Here is a 16400-nt window from a genome sequence, read left to right as displayed (position 1 = left end):
CTCAGCCGACCACACCGAGCTCCGATTCAAAGTGCATTTGGGCTCGATCCAAGGCCGTGTCGGGGTCGTGCCCATGGGCGCGGAACCAGTGAAGCACGTCGGCGATCAAGGTAATGGCCGCCTCCTCCGCCACCGCATGACTCAGCGGCGACGTGGGACTTGCCCGAAGGTGGGGCTGGCCGTAGAGGGTGAGCAGAGCCTCGGCGCGATGCACCTGGGGTCGATCAACGTGGGTGTCATTGCGGGTGAGCGCGGTGGCGATCTCACACCAAGTGGTCTTGCCTCGCTCGGTCGGGATCACTCCCCACCGGTCGGTCATGGCAGCGACCAGCGCCAGCCCCCGCCCCGACTCGGCCGTGGTGGTCGCGCTCAGCAACGTGGGCAATGCACGGCAGTCCGGATCGCTCACTGCAATGCGCAGGAACGTGCCGTTCATGTCGACGCTCAGAGTCGTCGGCGTCCCGAGGCCGACGTGGGTGATGACGTTGGCGACGAGTTCGGTGACGCAGATCTGTGCCGCCTCCACCGCGTCAGGCAGGCCCCAGACCGTTAAGTGCGTACGCATGATGCGTCTCAGCGCGGCCACTTCGCCAGGTTCTGCCAGGAAGGGAAGGTCCCACGCCTTCCTCTGCATGCACTGCTCGACAACCACGCGCTTCAACCCCTTGCCGTTGCGCCACATCAGGTGATCACCAACCGCAATCACCTGATGCCTTTTGGTCACTACACGTGAGAGCATGGCATCGACATATCCCGACATGCAATGTGCATATAAGGATTCGCCCGATTGAGTGACTGACGTATCGCCCAACGCAGAGAAGACTGAACGGACGTCACCACATGAGGAGTTCACGTGCCCGGATCACCCACCGCGCGACGTCGCCGCTTGGCGATCGAGCTGAAGAAGCTTCGTGAGGAGCACCAGCTCACCTGCGGTCAGGTAGGCAAGGAGCTGGACTGGAGCGGTTCGAAGGTCAACCGTCTGGAGACTGGCCAGGGTCGCGTACAGCCATCGGACGTCGATGCGCTCTGCCGCTTCTACGGAACGTCCGACGAGCTTCGCGAACTCCTCAAGGAACTGGCCAAGCAGTCCAAGATGCGTGGCTGGTGGCACGCGTATGGCAGTGCCGTGCCCTCGTGGTTTTCGGTCTACGTCGGGCTGGAGCAGGCGGCCTCGGGTCTACGGACGTATGAGTGCGAGTTCGTGCCCGGTCTGCTTCAGACGCCCGACTACGCCCGAGCGCTCCATCTCGCCGCGCCCACTCAGGAACCCGACGACGCTGAGCACATGATCAAGGTTCGGATGGAGCGGCAGACGCTCTTGACGAGCTCGACGCCCATCGACCTGTGGGCGATTGTGCACGAGAGCGTGCTGCAGCACACCATCGGTAGCGCCGAGATCATGCGCGGCCAGTGTGAGCACTTGCTGGACATGGCCCGCTTGAAGAACGTCACGCTCCAAGTGCTGCCGTTCGACGCTGGCAGCTACCCTGCCGTCGGCGCGTTCACGATGTTGGAGTTTCCGGCTCAGGAGGATGCCGACATGGTGTACCGCGACGGCCTGACGGACGCGGTGTACCTGGAACGTCCAGAAGACATCGCTCTCTATGCCAAGGCCTTTGACAATCTACGCGCACTGTCCTTGAGTCCTCAGCGGTCGAGTGACCTGATCAGACAAGCGACCCAAGGACGGTACTGATGGCTGACATATCGCCTCTCCAGTGGCAGAAGAGCAGCTACAGCAATGGAAGTGGGGGCAACTGCGTGGAGACGGCGAAGCTGCCGGACCACGCGACCGCCGTGCGGGACTCGAAGGAGCCGGGGCGGGGTGTGCTCGGGTTCTCGGCCGGCGCCTGGGGCGACTTCGTCGCGGCCGTGCGGGGCGGGCGGCTGGGCTGACGGCCTAGGAGGGACGCGCGCCCGGTGGCCGAGGGGCCGCCGGGCGCGCGTGGTGTGGGGGGAAGACGGGGCTTACGGGTGGTACTTCTCCTCGACCGTCTCGGCGGCGCCGGACTTGCGGGCCATCGTGACGCGGACGGTCACGCTGTTGGTCTTCGCGGCCTTCTCCAGCTCGTCCACGGTGCACTTCGCGGTGCCGTAGCCGTCGTCGCCGATGCTCGCGCCGCCGGCGCCGCCGTCGTCGGAGCAGATCGCGGCCGCGCCGAGGATCTTCGTGGCGTTGGCGACAAAGAACGCCTGCTCCATGCCGCCGCTCTCGGGCTTGACGGTCAGCTTGCCGGGGGCGAGGTACGACATCTTGCCGACGATCACCTTGTGGTTGCCCGCGTTGGCGACGCCGCCGCCTTCGGAGGGGGAGTTGTCCGAGGCGGCGGAGCCGCCACCGCTCGTGGACTGGGTCGAGGCGTCCTGCGAGGCGGGCGCGTTCGAAGAACTGGAGGAGCTCGCCGCGCCGTCGTCGGGCCCGCAGGCCGTGGCGCCCAGGCCCAGCGCCGCGGCGGCGACGATGGTGGCGGCGATGCGGCGGCCGGCGCGGCCGCGAAGACGGTTGGTGGCGATGTTCATGGTGCTTCTCCCGTTGCTCTGTGCTCTCGTGCCGTTTCCGGACGACAATCAGTCTCGAAGATCGAGTTGGCGTTCCACTAACGGACCACTAATGCGGTGCAGCGCGTTGAGCAGGGAGGTAACGGCATGGCTGGAGTACCGGCGGGGCTGGTGGCCGCGGGTGGGTTGATCGGGGGGTACGGGGTGGCCCGGTGGACCAGGAGGCGGCCGCTCGGTGGGGTCGCGCTGGCGGCGGCCGGGGCCGTGGCCGCCAAGGGGTGGCGCGAGAAGGCGGGGAACGGGACCGCGGCCGCGTTGAGCGGGCTGTACGTGGCCGCGTTCGCCGGATCGCATCCGCTGGCGAGAAGGGTCGGGGCGTGGCCGTCCGTCCTGGGCGTCGCCGGTGGGGTCGCCGCCGCCTCGTGGGTGCTCGCCGATCGGCGCGGGGCGTAGGGGGCCCGGTTCGCGCTGATGGGCGGCGGCGCGGAGGGGCGCGGGAACGGTGCGGGCGATCTGCTGGGGAGGCTCGCGCCGGTCACCGCCCGGACACCGGGCTACAGCGCGGCCGCCAAGGGCCACCACACGATCACGGCGTACTCGGTGGGCGCCGCCTTCCGGGACCGCGGCACCGCGGGCGCGTCACTGCGCCATTGGAGGTGACCGAAGGACAGTCCTTGGGCCGTGTGGATCAATCGCGGTGCCTTCCTCAGCCATTTTCATGACTTTCTCTCTTAAATCTGAACTGACAGTCGACATCCGACTGCGCTTCATGTGGAGGAATCATGCAGATCGCGAAGAAGGTGGCCTTCCTGGCCGCGACCGCCGGCAGCCTGGCGCTCCTCGGGACCGGCACCGCGGCCGCCCATGGCATGGACCACGAGGCTCCGACTCCCCCCGTCAGCGTCCAGTCGTGCAGCCTCACCACCGGCAACATCACCCTCACCAACGGGGACGTCACCACCGGGAACGTCGAGGAGAACTCCCCGGTCGCCAACAACACCATCGTCATCAGCGTCAGCTGCTTCAACACCACCACCGATGACGACTGAGGCGGTTTAAGGGCCTGAAAAGCTGGGAGTCTCCGGGCGACATGTCGCCCGGAGACTCCCAGCGCGCGGCGCGTCGCCGGGGGCGGCGTCAGGCCGAGGCGGACGTCAGGAGGTCCAGCTCGGGCTTGGTGAGCCGGAGGTCGGCGGAGGCCAGCAGGGCCGGGAGCTGGGCGGGGACGCGGGCGCTGGCGACGGGGGCCACGACGGTCGGCTGGGCGGCGAGCCAGGCCAGGGCGACGGTGGCGTGGTCGGCGTCGTGGTTGGCGGCCACGTCGTCGAGGGCGGCGAGGACCTTCTGGCCGCGCTCGGTCTCCAGGTGCTGGGCGGCGCCCGTGGAGCGGGCGCTGTCGACCGTGGCGCCGGGGCGGTACTTGCCGGTGAGGAAGCCGGACGCGAGGGCGTAGTACGGGAGCGTCGCCAGGCCGTGGCGGGCGGCCACGTCGGCCAGGTCGCCTTCGAAGGTGTCGCGCGAGACCAGGTTGTAGTGGGGCTGGAGGGCGACGTAGCGGGCCAGGTTCTCCTGGGCGGAGAAGGCCAGGGAGGCGTCGAGGCGCTCGGCGGTGATGTTGGAGGCGGCGATCTCGCGGACCTTGCCCGCCTTCACCAGCTCGTCCAGGGTGGAGATGATCTCCTCCACCGGCACCGACGTGTCGTCGTAGTGGGTGTAGTAGAGGTCGATGTAGTCGGTGCCCAGGCGCTGGAGGGATTCGTCCACGCCGGCCTTGATGGCGGAGGAGGAGAGCCCGCGGGGCTCCGGAACGCCGGCGCCGACCTTGGTGGCGAGGACGATGTCGTCGCGGTTGCCGCGGGAGGCGAACCACTTGCCGAGGATCGTCTCGGACTCGCCGCCCTGGTTGCCGGGGGCCCAGGCGGAGTAGACGTCGGCGGTGTCGACGAAGTTGCCGCCCGCCGCCACGTAGGCGTCGAGCACCTCGAAGGACTCGGCCTCGTCGGCCGTCCAGCCGAAGACATTGCCGCCCAGGGAGAGCGGGAAGACGGACAGATTGCCGATGGTCTTGCGGGTCTCAGTCATGCGGTTCTTCAACGCCCGTGGTGGAGGGGATTATTCCGCCGCTGTCCACGATGCCCGCGGATGACAGAAACCGGCGGCCCTGGCGTCAAGGGGGGAGAGAGCGCCAGAGCCGCCGGAGCGAGGGGCCGCCGGAGGCGACGGCCGGATCAGGGGGTCACGGGTTCAGCCCGTGGTCGCGCAGCCAGGGCATCGGGTCGATCGGCGAGCCGCCGCCCGGCCGCACCTCCAGGTGGAGGTGGGGTCCGGTCACGTTACCCGTGGCGCCGACGCGGCCGATGGTCTCACCCGAGGACACCTTGCCCGAGGTGACGACCATGGACGACAGGTGGCAGTACCAGATCTCGGTGCCGTCATCGAGCTTGAGCACGATGCGGTAGCCGTACGAACCGGCCCAGCCCGCCTGGGTGATGGTGCCGCCGCCCACCGCCTTGACCGGGGTGCCGGTCGGGGCGGCGAAGTCCTGGCCGGTGTGGTCGGCAGACCACAGGTCGCCGGCCTGGCCGAAGCCCGCGGTCAGGGTGTACGAGGCGACGGGGAGGGTGAGCCCGAGGGACGTGGACGTCTTGGCGGGGCGGTCGGCGGCGGCCTTGGCCGCGGCCTCCTTCTCGGCCTCCGCCTTCTCCTTCGCCTCGGCGGCCTTCTTCTTGGCGGCGGCCTCGGCCTTCTTCTGCTCGGCCAGGTCGCGGGCCTTGGCGGCGGCCTTGGCCGCGTCGTCGGCGGCGGCCTTGGCGGCGGCCCGCGCGGCGGCCTCGCGCCGGTCGTCGTCCGCGGCGGTCTGCTGGCTCTCGGCCTGCCGCAGGATGCGGGTGCGCAGCGCCTCGCCCGAGTCGGTGGCGCTGGTGGTGAGGGTGGCCGCGGCGGGCTGGGAGGAGCCCTGGTCGTCCGCCATCAGGGAGCCGATGCCGGGCAGGTCCTCGGCGGCGGGCAGTTGGGCCTTGACCTCGTCGGCGACGTGGGCGAGGTCCGGCATGGAGATCGGTACGGCGGGCCGGTCCTTGGCGCTCGCCATGCCGCCCGCGCCGACCGCCGCGATGACGCCGACGCCGAGGACGGCGCCGCTGCGGGCCATGGTCCCGCCGCGCTGCTTGACGACGCGGTGCTTGCCGCGCAGCGGGGCGATGGATTCCTCCGTCGGGTTCCACTCGTCCCAGACGGCTTCTTTGGCGCCGGAGGGATCATCCCCTTCGGCGCCGAGGCCGATCGCGGGCCGGGCGCCGGCTCCGGCGTCGAAGCCGACTCCGTACGCGGTCGCGGTGCCGATGCCGGTACCGGACGATCGGTACGGGGCTTCGTCCAGTACGGACCTGTTGGACGCCACCGGGGCGCACTCCTTTCCTTCCCTCTCGCCTACCGGGTTAGCTGACGGGTTCGGAGCAGGAAGGTCTCCTACGGGTCAGGTCGACCCGATTCACCCCAAGGTGGTGGTTCCCCGGTTCCCTGGTGCTGCGGCTGCTACCGCCGTGGTGCGTGGTGCTGCTGGTGGTGCTGTCACTGCACGTACGGGATTCGGCGACGGCGCACGGTGCCGCCTCTGCGACGGCTGTGTCGACCGCGCTGCGTTATCGAACGTTAATAGAGAGCGCGACATGATTCCAAGCTCTTCTGAAGAATCCGCGCAGCTTTGGGATGAACTTAGTAAGCATCGGGGGACAAGTGGGGGCGTATCACCCCGGTTGAAAAGGGATGGTAAAAACCTCCGGAGAGCTGATCGTGCGTCAATCGTTATGCGTACGCGTTACCGTCGACTACGGTCCGTGTCCGTAGCGGGCGCCGTCGTTCCGTTCGGTCCGGGCGGGACCGTTCCGTTCGGTCCGGGCGGGCGCCGGAGCGCGAGGAGGGCCATGTCGTCCGAGGTCTCCCCGCCCGTGTGCCGCGCGACGTCCTCCACCAGCGCGTCGAGCAGCCCGCCCGGCCCGGGGAAGCGGCGGCCGCGCAGCCGCTCCTCGGGGACGTAGAACGCGCCGTGCCGGTCGCGGGCCTCGGTCACCCCGTCCGTGAACAGCAGCAGCGTCGCGTCCTCGGGGAACCGCAGCTCCGTCACCCGGTCCGGCCACGCGCCCAGTTCACCCATCCCCAGCGGCAGCGCGGCCGTCTCCGGCTCCAGGGGTCGCACCTCGCCGTCGCCGGGCAGCAGCAGCGGCGGGGGGTGGCCGCGATTGATGAGGCGGAGGGTGGAGTCGCCGCGCGGGATCTCGCCGAGGACCGCGGTGGTGAACCCCTCGAACGACTCCAGCTCGGCCCGCTGCCGGGCGCCCTCGCGCCGCAGTGCCCGCTCCAGCCGTCCCGCCAGCCCCTCCAGCGTCGTCTCCTGCTCGGCCGCCTCCCGGAAGGCGCCGATGAGGACCGCGACGACCTCCACGGCCTGCAGCCCCTTGCCGCGCACGTCCCCGACGATCAGCCGTACACCGTGCGGGGTGTCCTGCACCGCGTACAGGTCGCCGCCGATCGCCGCGTACCGCTCGGCCGCCACATAGCGCGCCGCGACGTCCAGCCCGGCGATGCGGGCGGGCGGTACGGGCAGCACGGCCCGCTGCGCCGCCTCCGCGATGCCGCGCGCCGAGGCCAGCCGACGGTCGCCGCGGCGGACGACGCGGTTGATCACGAGCGCGAGCAGGGCGACGGTGGCCACCGTGGCGATCTCGGTCGCGGCCTGGGCCGGGTCCTTCACGCCGTGCAGCTCCGCCAGCAGACATACGGCGATGAGGGCGAGGGCCGTGGTGGCGACGGTCTGCCGCAGCGGGAAGAGGGAGGCGGCGACGAGCGGGGCCGCGGCGAAGAAGGGGGAGGCGGTGTACGGGGCCGGGGCGGCGAGGTCGAAGGCGACGCCGCCGAGCAGGAGGATGGCGGGGGTCCAGCGGATCGGCCTGCGCCCCGCCGAGGCCTCGACGGCCTCCTCGGCGGTGACGAGCCCGGCGGCCGCGCCCCGGGACTCGGCGGCGGGCGTACGGGCGGCCGTACGGAGGGGCGTACGGGCGGGCCTACGGGCGCCCGTACGAGCCCTGCTCCCTCGCACCCGCGCCACCGGCTTCTCCCGCCGTCCCTGGACCATGACCCCGCCACCAGGCTCCCGGGCGCCGGGGCGCGGTGCGAGCCGATGGCGGCCATGCGGGTGGGCCGGAAGCGCCGTGCGGGACCGTGGGCGCCCGGACGCCGAGCGGCCCCGGATGGCAGGCATCCGGGGCCGCAGGGGTGAGCCGTGGCATCCGCCAGGGCTTGGTGAGCGTCAGCCGCCGTTGCCGAGGGCGATATTGGTGCACTTGCTGCCACCGGTGATGTCACCCGAGCCGGCGAGACCGCCGACATTGGTGATGAGGCCGGTGGAGGTGTCGCACTTGTTGGACTGCACGGCTGCGGTGCCGTTGGTGTAGTTGACGCAGTCGCTGGCGAACGAGATGTCACCCGTGGTGGCGCCCACGGCGGTGTTGACGACGGGGCCGATGGCCGTGTCGCACGAGTTGGTCTGGATCGTCCCGAAGGGGTCGAAGCCACCGTAACCGTGGGCGGACGCTCCACCCGCGCTCCCCAGGACCAGGGCGCCTGCCGCCACGGTCAGGACAGCAACCTTCTTTCCGATGTTCACGAGATTTCCTCCAGAAGAGCCGAATCCGCGGAAAACCACACGTTGCGATTCAACGAAAGGACATCCGCGACATCGGGGAGGCGCGCACGTACTTCACCCGATGGGCCCACTGTCGGATCATTCCGGAGTAAGAGTATTCAGAGATCGACGCCGAGGGCACGGGCGTGGCGGTCGGCCGCCAGCTCCGCCGACACCTCGTCGAGGTACACCTCGCACACCAGTCGCCCGTCCCGGGTGAGGTTGTGCTCCAGCTCCCACAGCACGATCTCGTCCCCGCCGGCGAGCAGGAAGGCGTGCTCGTAGAAACGGCACCAGGTGGCGTCGGGGCCGCCGGAGCGGCGGCGCGGCTTGGGGGCCAACGCGATGTCATGGGCGAACGCGGTCGCCAGCAGCCGCTCGGTCTCCTCCCCCGGCCGGTCCGGGTTCTCCGCGCGGCGCAGCACGCGGCGGGCGTGGTCGGCCGAGTCGTCGGCGACATACGCGCGCTGGGCGCCCGGGGGCTCGGCGGCCTGGAGCATCTGGTCCGGCAGCCACAGCGGTAACCCGTCCAGCTCCTCCCAGCGGGCACCGCCGATGCACCGGTGGACGCGGCGCTCGGCGAGCTCCAGGGCGTCCTCGCCCGCGTACAGCTCGAACAGCGGGCGGTCGTCCGGGCCGGTGTTGTGCTCCAGCTCCCACAGCAGCAGGCTGCTGCCGTCGGGCAGCAGGAAGACATGCCGGTACGTCGTATACCCGCGCGGACCTGACGGCTCGTTGCACTGCCGGCAGGAACGCAGCTCGGACTGGTGCATCAGGGCGCTCCGCGCCCGGCTCAGCACCGCCTCGCCGATCTCGAAGCCGTTCTGCGCACGGGCCAACAGCCCATCCATCAGCTCGGCGGGGGTTCCCCCCGCTCCTGAGTGCCCCACGTCTCTCCTCCCGCCCCCGGGTGACTCCCTCGCGCACTTAGCGTAGCGGCGCGAACACGCGCCGCGCCTGTGGTTGCGCGAAGCAGTCGGTCGGACTTGTGCCTCACTCACACCTGCGCCGTGGAGCCAGGATGTATCACTCGTTCGGCGGGCCGAACAATCCGGAATGTCATGTTCCGGATACCCGGCCGCCAACGGAGGGACACCGCCCATGCCCCGCGCCGGGCCGGTTCCGGGCGCCCCGGGTGCGGCGGACCCCTTCCCCGGGAATTCTCCATAAAGGCGCCGCAGCGACCGGCCGCCTGAATGCCTTTCATATGAGGGACGGCGCGCGTATGCCAGACGGGTGAAGTGCGGCGCCCGCCCAGTGCCTTCTCCGATTGCTTTCGTTGAGTGAGGCGTCCGTGAATCCGCGGAAGAACCACACGGAGGATTTAGTGAACATCGGCAAGAAGTCAGCGCTTCTGACCGCCGCAGCCGGCGCCCTGGTCCTGGCGGGCGCCACTGTCGCGAGCGCCCACACCTACGGCGACCCGGGCGGCATTCAGAGCAACGCGTGTGACACCGCCACCAGCGCCATCACCACCGGCGCCGTGACCGGGCCGTCGGGCGACCTCAACGTCGGCGCCGACTGCACCAACTTCAGCAACTACGGTGCGGCCTACCAGGGCAACGACTGCGACACCGCCACCGGCCCGATCACCACCCTGCCCGCGGCGGCGCCCACCGGCGACATCAACATCGGCAGCCACTGCAACAACATCGCGGTCACCCCGTGACGTTGATCTCGACGCTGAACGCCTCGCGGTGTTCCCGTTGAAACGGCGGCCCTGGAAGCACGCTTCCAGGGCCGCCGTCGCATGAATGCACGTCGGTGCTCGATGTGTTTACTGCGCCATTCGGGTACGGCGACAGCGGTTCCCGGGAGCCTCAGCTGGTCGGCGTCGTTCACCAGGTGTTCGCTGATATCGGGGAAAAATCACTTGGAGGCTCTTAGATGCACATGGGAAAAAGAACGGCGCTTCTCGTAGCGGCCATGGGCGCACTGGTCATCGGTAGTGCGGGTGCCGCCGACGCCGCCGAAAGCGGCACCGGCCCATCGACCCTCCCGCTGGGCGGCGGAGTCCAGCAGAATCGCTGTGACACCAACTCTCTCATCGGCACCATCGAGATCACCGGTGGCGGTGAGGACGTCACCAACGAGACCAATTGTGTCAACTACAGCCAGTCGGGGGTGTCGGAGCAGAAGAACCGCTGCCGGACCCATTCCGTCGTCGGGCCCGTCACGATCGCCCTGTCGCCCGGTTCCGAGGTCACCAACAGGACCAACTGCATCAACGTCAGCGAGTCGGGCGGCGTGACGAAGCAGACCAACGACTGCCGCTCGACCTCCGTGCTCGGCCCCATCACGCTCGGCCCCGGTACCGAGGTCACCAACGAGACCAACTGTCTCAATGTGTCCGGAAACGGGGAGGACCAGAGCAGCGGAACGACAGAGTAGTCGACGGCTGTTTTCTCATCATCGTTCTCGTCGGCCACCTCGGGACGAGATGAGAAACTCTCTTCCGGCCATTCGCGCGGCCCCCGGAATATTTTCACGGGGGTCGCGCATTTTTTATACGGCGACAAGAGGTGAAGATATCCAAACTGCGGCGGACGGGTGAAGCTCCCGGCAATACCGGATCCTCCGGTCTTCGCCTTCGTTGATGAGGTGTCTGCGGAATTTCGCGGAGAATCACCTACGGAGGCACCAAGCAATGAAGATCGGCAAGAAGGCAGCTCTCATGACGGCCGCGGCCGGCGCCATGGTCATCGGCACCGCGGGTGGCGCGAGCGCCTACGGCCTCGGCGGCCTGACCGGTGGCAACAACGGCGTCGCCCAGGCGAACTCGTGTGACAGCGCCACCAGCGCCATCATCACCGGCGCCGTGACCTCGCCGTCGGGTCCCCTGGATGTCGCCTCCGACTGCCTCAACTTCACCAACGGCGGGGCGGCCTACCAGGGCAACGACTGCGACACCGCCACCGGCCCGATCACCACCGCCGCGGCGCTGGCCCCGACCGACGACATCGACCTGGGCAGCCACTGCACCAACGTCGCGCTCGCCGACCCGCCCACGGTCGTGGTGAACAAGGTCGAGAAGAAGGAAAAGCACCACAAGAGCGTGAAGAAGGAAAAGAAGGCCAAGAAGAAGCACGCCAAGAAGAAGGCGCACGGCCACCACTGAGACGGTCGCTCTCACTGAGTCGGCACCGCACCGACGCGGCCCCGGAAGCAGTATTCGCTTCCGGGGCCGCGGCCTTATTGCCGGGACGCGGGCAGCATTACCCGGAGCAGCCCGCGAGCGCCGGTACGCAGTTGTTGGGGTTGTTGCCGGTCACATTCGTCGCCATCAGCGACACCGAACCGCCGTCGGAGAAGATACCGCCGCCCTGGCCGCCATTGGCCGTATTGCCGCTGATGTTCGCACCGACGATCTGAGTGCTCCCCGCGTGGCTGAAGACCCCTCCACCATTCAGGGTGGCGATGTTTTCGGATACCACGGTGGACTGCAATCGCAACGCGCTGCCGAAGTTCGCGATACCGGCGCCGTCACTCCCCGCCGTATTCCCGAGGATGCGTCCGCCGTTGAAGGTCATATCCCCGGCGGACGTCCAGATGCCGCCGCCCTCGAAATCGTTCGCGTGGTTGGTCTCCAGCGTCACGGCGCCCAGGACGGCATTCCCGAAGTTCGCGATGGCGCCGCCGGTGCTCTCGGCGGTGTTGTCGGAGAACGTGGTGCTGTTGGCGTTCAGCGTGGCCCCCGTACCGACGTGCACGCCGCCGCCGTCGCCCGCGGTGTTGCCCGAGATACGGCTCACGGAGAAGGTGGCCGTGGCGCCCGGGGCGACCTGGACGCCGCCGCCGAGGCCGCTCGCGGTGCTCGTGGTGACCGCGCTCTGGTTCAGGGTCAGGGCGCCCGCGTCGAGGACCCCGGCCCCGTCCACCGCCCGGCCGCCCGAGAGGGTCACCCCGCTGACGGTGAGGCGTCCGCCCGGCGCGACCTCCGCGATGCGGAAGTCCGGTGCCGAGGCGCTGCGTCTGATCGTCGCGCCGGTGCCGGAGATGGTCACGTTCCCCGTGATGACCGGGAGCCCGTCGGCGCCGTTGGCGCCCGTCGCCGCCACCGAGGTGAGCGTGTACACGCACCCGGTGGCCAGGGTGACGGTGCCGCCCGAGACCGCCGCCTGGCCCACCGCGGTGACCAGCGCCGCCGCGTCCCCGCAGGGCACGGCGACCTGGGGCGAACCCTCACCGCCCGCCCTGGTGCCCCCTCCCTCGGCCGACGCCGGTGCGGAAGCGCCCCACGCCACAAGCGCCAGCACCATGACGGGGAGGGTTCCGCGGAGGGTAGTCACGAGTCGCACGAGGATCTCCTTACGCGTTTTCCTGGGGGAGCTTCCCTTGGGAGCAGCAGGCTTCAGCCTGTGCGGCCAGGAGGCGTTCGGCATCCGCTCGGGCGCCGGGCGTGTGACCGCCGTTCGGCGGCGTACGGGGCACACCTCGCCAGCGAGGCCCCCGGAAAACGACGAAACCGCAGGTCAGCGATGCTGCCTGCGGTTTCCCACGTGGGTCATCAGGGGCTCGAACCCTGAACCAATGGATTAAAAGTCCACTGCTCTGCCAATTGAGCTAATGACCCGCACCCCCGCAGCATAGCCCGGCCACGGGGTCCGCCCCGAGACAATATCCCCCCGGGTCGAAAGGCCGTGCAACCGCGGGGGGTTGCACGGCCCTCATCGGCGTCGGTCAGCCGTTGCGCTTCCAGCGCGGCTTGTCCGTACGGCGGTCGTGGGAGCGGCCGGCGGCGTTGCCGCCGCGGTGGTCGTCACGGCGCGCCGGGCGGTCGTCGCGGCGGTCCCGGTTGAAGGGACGGTCGCCGCCGCGGTGGTTGTGGTCGCGGCGCTCGAAGGAGCGGCCACCCGAGGGGCGGTCGTCACGGCGGTCGCGGTTGAAGCCGCCACGGTCGTCACGGCGCTCGAACGAGCGGCCGCCACGGTCGTTGTCCCGGCGGTCCCGGTTGAAGCCACCCCGGTCGTCCCGGCGGTCCCGGCCACCCGACGGGCGGTCGTCACGACGGTCACGGTTGAAGCCACCACGGTCGTCACGGCGCTCGAACGAGCGGCCGCCACGGTCGTTGTCCCGGCGGTCGCGGCTGAAGCCACCCCGGTCGTCCCGGCGGTCACGGCCACCCGACGGGCGGTCGTCACGACGGTCGAAGGAACGGCCACCACGGTCGTCACGACGGTCCCGGCTGAAGCCGCCACGGTCGTTGTCCCGGCGGTCCCGGCGGTCGAAGTTGCCCCGCTCGTCCCGGCGCTCCCCGGCCGGGGCCGTGGACTCGGCCGAACGCTGCGCGGGCACGAACGGCACGGCGTCCCCGGCGGTCTCGCCCGCCGCCGCGCCCGGCGCCTCGGCACCGGCCGTGGCCTCGGCGGCCGGGGTGAAGGTCTCGCCGCGCTCGCGCGCCGCGCGGGCCGCCAGCCGGTCGGCCTCCTCGCGCAGCTCGGTCGCGCGCCGCTGGGCCTTCTCCAGCTCCCGGGTGAGGTCCTGCGCCTCGCGCTCGGCCTGCTTGGCGGAGTTCGCGGCGGCCTCGGCCTGCACCTCGGTGAGCGAACGGGCTCCGGTGATCCGGGCCACGTCCTCGTCGAAGACGCCCGCGCCGCCGACGATGTGACGGGAGGCGTCGACGCCCGCGTCCTCCATCAGCCGGAAGATCTGCCGCCGCTGGTGCGGCAGGGCCAGGGACACGACGGTGCCGCTCTTGCCCGCCCGCGCCGTACGGCCGGAGCGGTGCAGGTAGTCCTTGTGGTCACCGGCCGGGTCGACGTTGAGCACCAGGTCGATGCCGTCGACGTGGATGCCGCGGGCGGCGACGTCGGTGGCGACGAGCACGTTGACGTACCCGTCCTTGAAGTCGGCCAGGGTCCGGGTGCGGGCGCCCTGCGTCATGCCGCCGTGCAGCGCGTCGGCGCGCACCCCGGCGTCGCACAGCTGCTCGGCGACCCGGTCGCAGCCCAGCTGGGTGCGGACGAAGATGATCGTGCGGCCCTTGCGCGCCGCGATGGCGGCGGTGACCGGGGCCTTGTCCTTCGGCTTCACCACGAGCACGTGGTGGGTCATCGTGGTGACCGCGCCCTGCGCCGAGTCGACCTCGTGGGTGACCGGGTCGACCAGGTAGCGCTTGACCAGGCTGTCGATCTCGTTCTCCAGCGTCGCGGAGAACAGCAGCCGCTGGCCGCCCTTGGGGACCAGGTCCAGAATCTCGGTGACCTCGGGCAGGAAGCCCATGTCGGCCATCTGGTCGGCCTCGTCGAGGACGGCGACCTGGACCTTGTCGAGGGACGCGGCGCCGCGGTCGATGATGTCGCGCAGCCGGCCCGGGGTGGCGACCAGGATGTCCACGCCCCGCTCCAGGGCGTAGATCTGATTGCCCATCGAGGTGCCGCCGCAGACGACCTTGAGCTTGAGGCCGAGGACGTCGCCGTACGGCTGCAGCGCGTCGCTCACCTGCATGGCCAGCTCGCGGGTCGGGGTGAGGATGAGGCCCCGGGGACGCTTCTTCTCGGTGTGGCCGCCGGCCAGCGTGGTCAGCAGCGGCAGGCCGAAGGAGAGGGTCTTGCCGGAGCCGGTGCGGCCGCGGCCGAGGATGTCCTTCCCGGCCATGGCGTCGGGAATGGTCGCGGCCTGGATCGGGAAGGGCGTGGTGACGCCGTTCTGCGCGAGCTTGCGGACGATCTGCTCGGGGAGGCCGAGGTCAGCGAAGGTGATGTCGGGGCCCTTGGAGGTCTCGGGAGCGCTCTGTTCGGCGGCAGCGGTGTCATCGCCGTCATCGGTGGAGACGTCGGCGCCGGCGGCGCGCTCGGTGGCGGGGGCGGACTCGGCGCGCTCGACCGGCTGGGGCTGCTCGACCTGGGGCTGCTCGACCGGCTGGGACTGGTCGCCGTGGTCGCCCTGCTCGTCGACGGCGGGCATGACGGCGTGATCAGTGGAAACGGACATGCGAAATGCGAAACCTTCCGGAGTCTCGGCACGCGCCCAAACTCCGTGTTGTCGCAAACGACCGCCTCTATGCGGTCAGCCACGGGATGGCAAGGAACGCGCCTCGCGGCGCACTTCGATGAGGCGCCGGGCAAATGGGATCAAACGATCTACCACCATACGCACCCCCACCCCACAAGAGCAAATGCGCTGGGCCAATCGGCTGTCCCTGCCCCCGTGTCCCGTGTCACACCCCGCCCCGCACCGGCCGTTCGCCCCCGTTACTCCTCGGACTCCTCGGGCTCCGAAGCGGGCGCGGAGGCCGGTTCCGACGGGGTGGGCTTGGGGTCGGACGCGCTCGGCGGCGGGCTCGACGGGCGCGGCTCCGGGGCGGCCTCGGAGGGCGCGGGCTGACCCGGCTCCGGCGGCAGGGAGGGCGCCGGACGGTGCGCCTGGGAGCCGCCGCCCTTCCCGGCCGACGGCGTGGGCTCCGCCCCGGGCTCCGCGACGGCGGACGCCGACGGCGAACGGCGCTCGCCGCCCTTGCGCTTGTGGCCCTTGGCGTCCCTCGGCGCCACCGTGTACGTATGCCCCCGGCCGTCCGTACGCACCACCACGCCGCCGCCGGGCTCCGCCGCCCCGCCGCCCTTGCCGGAGCCGCCCCGGTGCCGGTCCGGCTTACCGGAGTCGTCGGAGATGCTCATGCAGCCGCCCAGGGCCAGGGCCCCGGCCACCAGGGTCACCACCACGGCGCTCCGCGCCGAGACGCGGGGGCCGCGCGAGGCGCGGGGCGCGTCGGTCCGGGGGGAACGGTCGGTGCGTGGAGCGGGGGTTCCAGACATGCGTGGGACACCTCCAGGCCGCAGGGCTGTGACGCAGTGCCCAACTGGCCCCGCCCCCCTTAGGACACGCGTGCGGCGTAACCCGTGCGTCGCGCACGGGTTCCCCTCACCCGTAGCCGAGGGCGTGCAGCCGCTCGTCGTCGATGCCGAAGTGGTGCGCGATCTCGTGGACCACGGTCACCTCGGTCTCCTGGACGACGTCCTCCCGGGTCTCGCTCATGCGCAGCGTCGGCCCCCGGTAGACGGTGATCCGGTCGGGCAGGACGCCCGCGTACCACTCGCCGCGGTCGGTGAGCGGCGTCCCCTCGTAGAGCCCCAGCAGCTCGGGGTCGTGGGACGGCGGCTCGTCCTCCACGAACACCGCGACGTTGTCCATCAGCCGTGTCAGCTCCGGCGGGATCCGGTCCAGCGCCTCGGCGACCAGTTCCTCGAACTCCTCGCGCGTCATCTCCAGCACGTGGCCA

At 70.5% G+C, this 16400-nt stretch carries 19 protein-coding genes, 1 tRNA gene and 1 riboswitch; of the genes, 8 read left to right on the top strand and 12 right to left on the bottom strand.

From position 1 onward, the window contains the following. Position 1: 1 nt before the first annotated feature. The gene (locus tag ABZ562_RS26170) at positions 2 to 634 is read right to left on the bottom strand and encodes an ATP-binding protein (RefSeq protein WP_361484134.1); all 633 of its coding nucleotides are present in this window, start codon (positions 632 to 634) and stop codon (positions 2 to 4) included. A 252-nt stretch (positions 635 to 886) separates the two neighbouring features. Here ABZ562_RS26170 and ABZ562_RS26165 point away from each other — a divergent pair, with 252 nt between their 5' ends. Next, entirely contained in the window at positions 887 to 1699 is an 813-nt protein-coding gene (locus tag ABZ562_RS26165) for a helix-turn-helix transcriptional regulator (protein WP_361484100.1), read from the top strand. After that, positions 1699 to 1899 (top strand): DUF397 domain-containing protein, encoded by a 201-nt coding sequence (locus ABZ562_RS26160; RefSeq protein WP_361484098.1) that lies wholly within the window; start codon positions 1699 to 1701, stop codon positions 1897 to 1899. Before ABZ562_RS26165 ends, ABZ562_RS26160 begins: the two co-directional genes overlap by 1 nt. Positions 1900 to 1971: 72 nt before the next feature. Here ABZ562_RS26160 and ABZ562_RS26155 read toward each other — a convergent pair whose 3' ends face one another. Next, complete coding sequence (locus tag ABZ562_RS26155; RefSeq protein WP_361484096.1) at positions 1972 to 2523, bottom strand: hypothetical protein; 552 nt, start codon at positions 2521 to 2523, stop codon at positions 1972 to 1974. Between the two features lie 126 nt (positions 2524 to 2649). On the opposite strand from ABZ562_RS26155, the gene ABZ562_RS26150 reads away from it, so the two are divergent. From ABZ562_RS26150 to ABZ562_RS26140, 3 genes are all read left to right on the top strand, one after another. Next, positions 2650 to 2955: a hypothetical protein gene (locus ABZ562_RS26150; RefSeq protein ID WP_361484094.1), complete on the top strand. Its 306-nt coding sequence runs from the start codon at positions 2650 to 2652 to the stop codon at positions 2953 to 2955. A gap of 18 nt (positions 2956 to 2973) precedes the next feature. Continuing rightward, positions 2974 to 3162, top strand: a complete 189-nt coding sequence (locus ABZ562_RS26145) for a hypothetical protein (RefSeq protein ID WP_361484092.1) — start codon at positions 2974 to 2976, stop codon at positions 3160 to 3162. 122 nt (positions 3163 to 3284) lie between these two features. Beyond that, positions 3285 to 3551: a hypothetical protein gene (locus ABZ562_RS26140; RefSeq protein WP_361484090.1), complete on the top strand. Its 267-nt coding sequence runs from the start codon at positions 3285 to 3287 to the stop codon at positions 3549 to 3551. 88 nt (positions 3552 to 3639) lie between these two features. Here ABZ562_RS26140 and ABZ562_RS26135 read toward each other — a convergent pair whose 3' ends face one another. The 5 genes from ABZ562_RS26135 to ABZ562_RS26115 form a co-directional block, all read right to left on the bottom strand. Then, positions 3640 to 4584 (bottom strand): aldo/keto reductase, encoded by a 945-nt coding sequence (locus ABZ562_RS26135; RefSeq protein ID WP_361484088.1) that lies wholly within the window; start codon positions 4582 to 4584, stop codon positions 3640 to 3642. Positions 4585 to 4738: 154 nt separating this feature from the next. Continuing rightward, on the bottom strand, positions 4739 to 5902 hold the full coding sequence (locus tag ABZ562_RS26130) for a M23 family metallopeptidase (RefSeq protein WP_361484086.1): 1164 nt from the start codon (positions 5900 to 5902) through the stop codon (positions 4739 to 4741). 11 nt (positions 5903 to 5913) lie between these two features. Next, positions 5914 to 6045, bottom strand: a riboswitch (cyclic di-AMP (ydaO/yuaA leader). Between the two features lie 274 nt (positions 6046 to 6319). Next, positions 6320 to 7633, bottom strand: coding sequence for a PP2C family protein-serine/threonine phosphatase (locus tag ABZ562_RS26125; RefSeq protein WP_361484084.1), 1314 nt, complete (start codon positions 7631 to 7633; stop codon positions 6320 to 6322). Positions 7634 to 7807: 174 nt separating this feature from the next. Continuing rightward, positions 7808 to 8164 carry a hypothetical protein gene (locus ABZ562_RS26120; RefSeq protein ID WP_361484082.1) on the bottom strand — a complete coding sequence of 119 codons (357 nt, stop codon included), beginning with the start codon at positions 8162 to 8164 and terminating at the stop codon, positions 7808 to 7810. Positions 8165 to 8301: 137 nt separating this feature from the next. Continuing rightward, positions 8302 to 9072: a DUF6227 family protein gene (locus ABZ562_RS26115; protein ID WP_361484080.1), complete on the bottom strand. Its 771-nt coding sequence runs from the start codon at positions 9070 to 9072 to the stop codon at positions 8302 to 8304. Between the two features lie 437 nt (positions 9073 to 9509). On the opposite strand from ABZ562_RS26115, the gene ABZ562_RS26110 reads away from it, so the two are divergent. From ABZ562_RS26110 to ABZ562_RS26100, 3 genes are all read left to right on the top strand, one after another. Beyond that, positions 9510 to 9851, top strand: coding sequence for a hypothetical protein (locus ABZ562_RS26110; protein ID WP_361484078.1), 342 nt, complete (start codon positions 9510 to 9512; stop codon positions 9849 to 9851). Positions 9852 to 10108: 257 nt separating this feature from the next. After that, on the top strand, positions 10109 to 10573 hold the full coding sequence (locus ABZ562_RS26105) for a hypothetical protein (protein WP_361484076.1): 465 nt from the start codon (positions 10109 to 10111) through the stop codon (positions 10571 to 10573). A gap of 256 nt (positions 10574 to 10829) precedes the next feature. After that, positions 10830 to 11300, top strand: a complete 471-nt coding sequence (locus ABZ562_RS26100) for a hypothetical protein (RefSeq protein ID WP_361484074.1) — start codon at positions 10830 to 10832, stop codon at positions 11298 to 11300. Positions 11301 to 11397: 97 nt separating this feature from the next. Here ABZ562_RS26100 and ABZ562_RS26095 read toward each other — a convergent pair whose 3' ends face one another. The 5 genes from ABZ562_RS26095 to ABZ562_RS26075 all read right to left on the bottom strand — a co-directional run bounded on the left by ABZ562_RS26095 (position 11398) and on the right by ABZ562_RS26075 (position 16393). After that, on the bottom strand, positions 11398 to 12480 hold the full coding sequence (locus tag ABZ562_RS26095) for a right-handed parallel beta-helix repeat-containing protein (RefSeq protein ID WP_361484072.1): 1083 nt from the start codon (positions 12478 to 12480) through the stop codon (positions 11398 to 11400). Positions 12481 to 12682: 202 nt separating this feature from the next. Further along, positions 12683 to 12755, bottom strand: a tRNA-Lys gene (locus ABZ562_RS26090). 107 nt (positions 12756 to 12862) lie between these two features. Further along, positions 12863 to 15115, bottom strand: coding sequence for a DEAD/DEAH box helicase (locus tag ABZ562_RS26085; RefSeq protein ID WP_361484070.1), 2253 nt, complete (start codon positions 15113 to 15115; stop codon positions 12863 to 12865). Between the two features lie 260 nt (positions 15116 to 15375). After that, positions 15376 to 15936 (bottom strand): hypothetical protein, encoded by a 561-nt coding sequence (locus ABZ562_RS26080; protein WP_361484068.1) that lies wholly within the window; start codon positions 15934 to 15936, stop codon positions 15376 to 15378. Between the two features lie 106 nt (positions 15937 to 16042). Further along, complete coding sequence (locus ABZ562_RS26075; RefSeq protein WP_055545487.1) at positions 16043 to 16393, bottom strand: metallopeptidase family protein; 351 nt, start codon at positions 16391 to 16393, stop codon at positions 16043 to 16045. Positions 16394 to 16400 lie beyond the last annotated feature (7 nt).

Source organism: Streptomyces sp. NPDC019937, assembly GCF_040631655.1.
Classification (GTDB): domain Bacteria; phylum Actinomycetota; class Actinomycetes; order Streptomycetales; family Streptomycetaceae; genus Streptomyces.
The sequence above is the reverse complement of the archived record's forward strand: the minus strand, read 5'-3'. Positions and strand labels throughout refer to the sequence as shown.